4 protein-coding genes are annotated in these 7,485 nt (G+C 46.1%); all 4 read right to left on the reverse strand.

Features of this window, described 5'->3' with window-relative positions:
• Nucleotides 1–3,868 (reverse strand): chemotaxis protein CheW (locus tag F6K20_RS16765; RefSeq protein ID WP_287295369.1); only part of this gene is annotated, 3,868 nt, incomplete at its 3' end.
• A gap of 4 nt (nt 3,869–3,872) precedes the next feature.
• On the reverse strand, nt 3,873–4,007 hold the full coding sequence (locus F6K20_RS16770) for a hypothetical protein (RefSeq protein WP_287295371.1): 135 nt from the start codon (nt 4,005–4,007) through the stop codon (nt 3,873–3,875).
• Between the two features lie 61 nt (nt 4,008–4,068).
• On the reverse strand, nt 4,069–7,173 hold the full coding sequence (locus F6K20_RS16775; RefSeq protein WP_287295373.1) for a GAF domain-containing protein: 3,105 nt from the start codon (nt 7,171–7,173) through the stop codon (nt 4,069–4,071).
• A gap of 23 nt (nt 7,174–7,196) precedes the next feature.
• Nucleotides 7,197–7,485, reverse strand: a 289-nt coding sequence (locus tag F6K20_RS16780) for a chemotaxis protein CheW (protein ID WP_287295374.1), incomplete at its 5' end; no start/stop codon positions are given.

Consider the following 7,485-nt stretch of genomic DNA (forward strand, 5'->3'; position numbering starts at 1 on the left):
TTTGATGACTAAGACTCAAAAACTCAAGACCGTTTAACCGTGGCATTTCTAAATCACAGATAATCAGATCAATACCACTACTTCTGCGCAATAGTTCTATAGCCTCCCAACCATCTTTAGCTTGCACCACATGGTTACCATTTCGTTCTAGAATTAGGCTTAAATTTTGTCGCTCAGTAATGGAATCATCGACAACTAAAAAGGTTTTAGAAAGCTTGGCAGGTTGAAGGTTGGCAGGTTGAAGGTTGGCAGGTTGAAGGTTAGCAGGTTGAAGGTTAGCAGGTTGAAGGTTAGCAGGTTGAAGGTTAGCAGGTTGAAGGTTAGCAGGTTGAAGGTTGGCAGGTTGAAGGTTGGCAGGTTGTTCGCCTTTGGCGTTCGAGAAGGGTAGGTTAGCTGGTTGAAGGTTATCAGGTTGTCTATGATCAGGTTGAAGCTTGTCTGGAAAACCTTGGCCAAAAGGCCACGCTTCGCGAACAACCTTCAACCTGCTAACCTTCAACTCTTCAGAACCTTGGCCAATAGGCCACGCTTCGCGAACAACCTTCAACCTGCTAACCTTCAACTCTTCAGAACCTTGGCCAATAGGCCACGCTTCGCGAACAACCTTCAACCTCCCAACTTTCAACTCTTGATAACTGCCAACCTTCAACAAGGATGGCTGAGATTGAGGGAGCTGCTGTACATAGTTAAGTAACCCTGTACCGTCAATTACCAGGGTCAAACGACCATCGGCCAAAATACTGCAACCATAAACATAGGGAGGATATGCGATCGCATTAGACAGCTGCTTGATCACCAGTTCTTGCTCTTCGAGTACTTGTTCCACTTCTAGTCCTACCCATCCGTCACCGCTAGCCATCAATAGGATCGGATTAATCTCTTGGGGTTTAGTGAGCAAGGGATTCCAAGCTGGTAGTGTCGATACCTGTTGGGATGAGTATTCCAGTAAGCATGAGAGTTGGTAAACGGGAGTGCTATACTCATTCCCCCTGTGATGCCAATTCAGGATTTTTTGATCATTCACCATCTGGATGTGCTCAGATGCTGGCAACACTATCTGTTCAATGTCATTACCCACAAACCCATACACTCCCTGACTAGCTTGAACCACTAGCACCCTGGCATTTCTGAGGGCCTCTTGGATCTGCAAGCAAAAGGTTGTGCCAAGACCCTGCTGGAAGCGAACCTTTACCCGACCGTTAATCCGTTGCAGTTGGGAGCGCACCACATCTAGGCCAATACCTCGTCCAGAAAGTTCGTTAATTTGAGAAACAGTGGAAAATCCTGGCTGACAAAGTAAGTCTAATAGCTGATTTGGCTCCGGTGATTCGCCCAGGGCTTCCAAGTGCTCAACACTGAGCAGGTTGGTTTCCACGGCACGATTATAAATCTTTTCCAAGTCCAGTCCCTGACCATCATCTGTGACTTCAATGATGGTGCGATTTCCTTGATAGAAGGCACGAATTTCAATCTTACCGATAGCAGGTTTACCCCTTTGTTGGCGAACCTCGGAAGATTCAATACCATGGTCGAAACCATTGCGGACTAGATGCAGTAAAGCATCATAGAGATAATCAGCAATGGTTTTATCAACTAGGACATTACTAACACTGAGGGTCAATTCCGCTGACTTGTGATGGACATTAGACAACTGCTGCACCATGGAGGGAAAGGATTTAAGCAGATGTTCCAGAGGTATAGTCCGAGCCGATTGAAGAGTATCCCTCAGCTGAGTTGATAGACGCTGTTCTCGTTCCACACTAGCAGCAGCCGTAGTGGCTAACAAGCTCAGGTCTTCTGTAGCTTGAGTCAGTTGCAGGGTTTCTTCCCATGCCGAATCCCAGAGCTTAGAAATTTGCTGATTAGAGGAATGCTTCTTGAGCTGAGTGCGCAGTTGAGTCAGGGTGTGGCGGTGTTGCTTGAGCCAATTGGAGAGTTTTTCAACTACCCCTTGACAGTTTTCATCCTGCCATCCTAACTGGTTTTGGTTAATCAGTAGTTCCCCAACTAGGTGAGATAGATGTTTAAGACTGTCTAAATCAACGCGCACTGTGGCCGATGTCTTGATCGAGCCCTCTGCTAATGAAGGCACACCAGCCTCTCCAGACTCCCGATCGGGAGGAGACATTGATATTTGGTTTACTTCTTTTCCTGATTCAGAGTTAACCGCTAACTCCGACTCTTGCTTAGAGTCAGTCTGAGCTTGGTTAAGATTGTCTGTTGCTACGGTTTCTGAAGATTCATCCAGAAATATAGTATCTGGAAATATACTATCTGGAAGTATACTATCTCCCTCAAGAGATTCCTCTTCAGGAAACACTTGATTAGTTTGCTGTTGCGCGAGAGGAATATTACCAAAGGTTTCCTCAAGTAATTCATCAAGGGCTGTTGCCGATTTAAGGTTAGCAGGTTGAAGGTTAGCAGGTTGAAGGTTAGTGTTGGTTGAAGGTTGAAGGTTAGTGTTGGTTGAAGGTTGAAGGTTAGTGTTGGTTGAAGGTTGAAGGTTAGTGTTGGTTGAAGGTTGAAGATTAGTGTTGGTTGAAGGTTGAAGGTTAGTGTTGGTTGAAGGTTGAAGTTTGTCTGGAAAACCTTCAACGTTCCAACCTTCAACATTTAACGATTGTGAACCTTCAACCTTCAACGATTGTGAACCTTCAACCTTCAACGATTGTGAACCTTCAACCTTCAACGATTGTGAACCTTCAACCTTCCAACCTTGGCCTTTTGGCCACGCTTCGCGAACAACCTGTAACTCTTCTTGTGACCCAGTTAATTGTTGAAGGGCGAGGCTGGGGTTTCCTCCACGAGTGCGATCGCCTCCTAAGACAGCAGTATGAGCTTCCTGGAAATTCGTTAAGGCAATCTTGGCAATTTCCATCACCTGTTCAGGGTGAGCATCAAGGGCTTTAAGGGTGTTTTCGGCAATGGCTTTAAACCCTGGTAAGCTCAGGGATTCCCCTAACCCTACAAATATTTCAGCTTGTTCTCGCAAGGTGTCGGCAATCTCTATCAACCTAGCCTTGTCATGATCAGGGGTTGGAGGTTCAAGGTTAGTGTTGGTTGAAGGTTCAAGGTTAGTGTTGGTTGAAGGTTCAAGGTTAGTGTTGGTTGAAGGTTCAAGGTTAGTGTTGGTTGAAGGTTCAAGGTTAGTGTTGGTTGAAGGTTCAAGGTTAGTGTTGGTTGTTCGCCTTTGGCGTTCCCGAAGGGTAGGTTCAAGGTTCTCTGGAAAACTTTCAACATCCAACCTGCCAACCTGTAACCCTTCAGAACTTTCAACATCCAACCTGCCAACCTGTAACCCTTCAGAACTTTCAACATCCAACCTGCCAACCTGTAACCCTTCAGAACTTCCAACCTTCAACAAGGAAGCTAGGTGATCAATGCGTTGCTTGACTCCTACTTCAAAGATAGATTGGACAATATCAAACCCAAGTTCTGCTGATGTGGGTAGAGAGGCTTGATAGTCAAAGCAATCTCCTAATTTAGCTTGCAGTTTAGCAAACACCCCTGCAGCTCGGTTGATAATCTCAGTATTCTTGCTCAACTCCCCGGTCATTTCAGCGGTCAGTGCCATCCTCAGGCACTGATATCCTTCAAACAGTAGTGTTTCTAGCTCTGTATCAATGGTTGCCTCAGGGGCTAACATTGCCCGGAAGACATCTTCGAGATAATGTGCTACACTTTTTATGGTTTCTTGCCGGACATTAGCAGCTGCGCCTTTCAGGGTATGAGTGGCTCGCATTAAGTCATAAAGTTGGTTTTTTGGCTTGTCTGGTCTCAAGGCCAACAACTCTTGTTCAATAACTTGCAGCAAGTCCTGGGCTTCCCCAAGAAAGTATTGATAGGTTTCTGGATCAATAGTTGACATTTTTTTAGGGAGTAGGGAATCGGGAATCGGGAATCGGGAATCGGGAGTCGGGAGTCGGGAGTCGGGGTAAAAAACTTGAATTTACCTCATAGTTGCTGGTGGCGAAAACCACGCCAGTAGCTGATCTGGCTTTTAACACTCCCCGCGCCCGGGCCCCAAACTCCTCACACTCCCGACACTCCCCACCCGTAGCACTATAACTAGTTCACGGTAAACCGCTCAACAGCTGCCTGTAGATTTTTGATGGTGGTGAGGGATTCCTTGAAGGACTCCCAAAGCTCGGTAGAGTCTTCAGAAGTATTGGTGGATATGGTGGCAACTTCTTTCATGGTTTGGGTGACCGATTGTGATTGTTCCAGTTGGGCTAGGGTTGCCTGGGTAATGCCTGCAACTAACTGGCTAATCTCACCAGTAGCTGATGCGATCGCATTTAGATTGCCCTTGCTTTCTTCTACCAATTCCGTGCCAGTATTAACCTGAGCGATCGCCACTTCGGTCACTTTAATCACCTCTCGGGTCTGAGTGCGGATTTCAGCAACTAAATTAGAAATTTCCGTAGTTGCCTTGGCCGACTGTCGAGCTAAGGAGCGCACCTCATCAGCTACTACCGCAAATCCTTTACCATACTCCCCAGCCCTGGTGGCTTCGAGAGCAGCATTGAGGGAGAGTAGCTGGGTTTGGGTGGCAAAATCACTAATCAAATTCAATACCCGGTCAACATTTTGGGAGTATTGACTTAACTGTCTAATTTGGTGGCTGGCTTCCTCCACACTGTCCCGAATTCCTAGAATTCCCTCCACTGTGCGGTTCATAGCTGTCTCCCCCGATGCTACTTTTTGGTTTGCCTCTTGCACAGCTCGGTCGATGGATTGGGCGCTAGCGGTTACGGCTTGGGTAGAGTTAACCATGCTCTGGATTTGATCAATCCCTTGGGTCAACTCCTGACACTGATGCTGGGCTTCTTGGGAAACTTTAGTAATTGCTGCTTCACTCTGTGTAGCAGTTTCAGCGACTTTGACAGAAGCTGAGAGTACCTGGATCACAATTTCCCGTAAACTCTGGATGGTGTTGTTGTAAGCATCTGCAATAGTCCCAAGTTCATCATTGGTAATCGGAGCTCTAACGGTCAAGTCACCGTCTAGAGCAGGTCGGACAGCTGTAAGCAAATCAATAGCACGCTGTTGGAATAATTCCCTAGCCTCCTTTTCCTGTGATGCTAATTCTGCTAGTTTTTGGGATTGCGTCCGCAATTGTTCCAAATACTCAGCTCGCTGCAAGGGTATACTGATCTGAGCCGCAATCTGAACCATCCAATTAATCTCTTCCCCTTGCCAATCCCTAGGCTCAGAATTTTGATAAGCAGCCAGTAAACCCCACAGCTTATCCCCTTGGAAAATTGGCACAATAGTATAGGCTCTGGCCTGATATCGCTCTAGCTGCTCGATATAACAACTTGAAAAATCCCCTTCGTAGATATCACTAACCACCCAGAAGGGTTTGTCTTGGCTAGAGAGATTGCCTTGGATGGTTTGTAGATAGGTATCTCGGATGGTTGGGGCTTGCTGGCTAAACTGCTCAGGGGTATTTCCAGCCACCGTTTTCACGATACATTCACTAATATTTTTGTTGATGAGGGGATTATTAGTCTGTTCCTGGATTAGAGAGCTCCAGCCACTAGCCACCGACTCAGCAACAAAGGAGCCACTCCAATCAGAATTGAAGCGATATATCGTAACACGGTCAACCCCTAAGAGTTTACGAACTTCGTTGGTGGTAACATTAAAAATAGTGCGTAGGTCTTGGGATTGTTGAATTTTATCCGTGACCTTAGTCAATACTCTTTCCCGTTCTGCTGCTTGATGTAATTCCTCAGACTTTAACCGTTGTGCCTCCAGTAGCTCAGAGTGTTGCAATGCTACTTCTAACTCAGCTGCAATCTCTAGCATCCAGCTAACCTCTGACTGCTTCCATTGCCTGAGATCAGAGTTTTGATAGGTAGCCAATAATCCCCAGAGTTTTTCATTCTGGTAAATAGCTACAATCACATAAGCTCTGACCTGATAACTTTCTAGCACTTGAAGATAACAAGGGGTGAACTCCTGATTGTAGATATCCTCCACCACCCGGTAGGTTTCCCCCCTACTATAGGAACCCCCCTGGGTTTCTTGAAGATAAGTATCGACCTGATTAATTGGTTGAGTAGCCAATTGTTGGATGCTGCATTCGCTGATATCAGCCCTTAGGGTTGGACTATGAGTCTGGCTCTGAAGCAAAGAAATCCAGCCTCCAGCCACAGACTCTGCTACAAATTCACCACTCCAATCGGGATTAAAGCGATAGATAACGGCTCGGTCAGTGTTGAGCAGCTGTCGCACTTCTTGAGTAGTGGTCTGGAAAATAGTCTTGATATCCAGAGAACGGCGGATTTTGTTAATGACTTTCGCCACAGTTGCCTCCCGCGCCTGCTGCTGTTGCAACTGAGTGCGTAACTCGTGGGTAGTTAGGTGAAGGGATAGTTCTGTGGCAATAGTTTGAAAGGAATTAATCTGTTGTGGAGTCCAGGATGGAACCGACCTGTCTTGGTTTGTCTGTACCAGGCATTGCTGCAGGACCAACAAACCCCAAGCTTTCCCCGATACGGGCAAGCATAAGCTGAGACTCGATTGAACTTGAAATTTATCCAGCAGCTGGAGTTGGTAGGGAGTGACCGAATCATTGCTGACGTGATCGATAATTACCCTTGACTGCTGCAAATACTCTGTGGACAAGTCAGCCCCAAAAGCAGTAGCATCTAGGGTTTCCCCGACCGCAGGAGTCCACCCCCGTTCTACGGCTTCTGCCAAAACTATTCCGGTGCGAGCAGAATTGAAGCGATAAATTAACACCCGCTCAGCAAGGCTTAGATGTTGTACCCCATTCACTGTATTGTTTAGTAAGGTTTCCCAGTCCCCAGCTTCACTCATTAATCTGCTCAGCTCTAACAATTTTTCATGCTGGGCTTGGAACTGTTGTTGGAGTGCCTCTTCGTAGCTAAGCTTCAATTGCTGAATTTCCAGATTCACCCCTGCCGTAAACTGCTCAACCTCCTGACCAAAGGATTCAAATTGCTCCAAATTTTTTTTCAGGTCTAACTTATCTACCCTTCGGCGTTGCTCTAGATCAGTTTTTAGCCTGTCTAGGTTAACCTTAAATCCCTCTAGGTTAGGGCGAGCAGAGTTAAAAAATTGCGGAGTATTCTCCTTGAGGAGATTGTGATTTTCTAATAGCAGTTCTGAATCATTATCATCCCATTGTGCTTCTGACATCTGTCTAGAGTCGTAAATTTTACTTATACTTCATACTTTATATCAACTGCTGCTTGGACAATTCGTTGGGCATCTAAGATAATACTACTAGCTTCGGGAAGATAGGCTTTGACAAAGTGTCCAAATCTGAGGGGCAATAATCGATCAGGGGGTTGTAAGTTTTGCCAATGGTGCTGTTCTATTTCTTCCACTTGTGAAACCACCAGTCCCAGCAGTTTGCTGTTGACTTGAAGTACAATCACCATGATTTTTGTCCTGGAGATGTACTTGGGTTGCCAAACAGCAGGAAATCCTAGCAGATAGTTTAGATCA

The sequence above is a fragment of the Moorena sp. SIO2C4 genome (assembly GCF_010672485.1).
In the GTDB taxonomy this organism is placed as follows: domain Bacteria; phylum Cyanobacteriota; class Cyanobacteriia; order Cyanobacteriales; family Coleofasciculaceae; genus Moorena; species Moorena producens.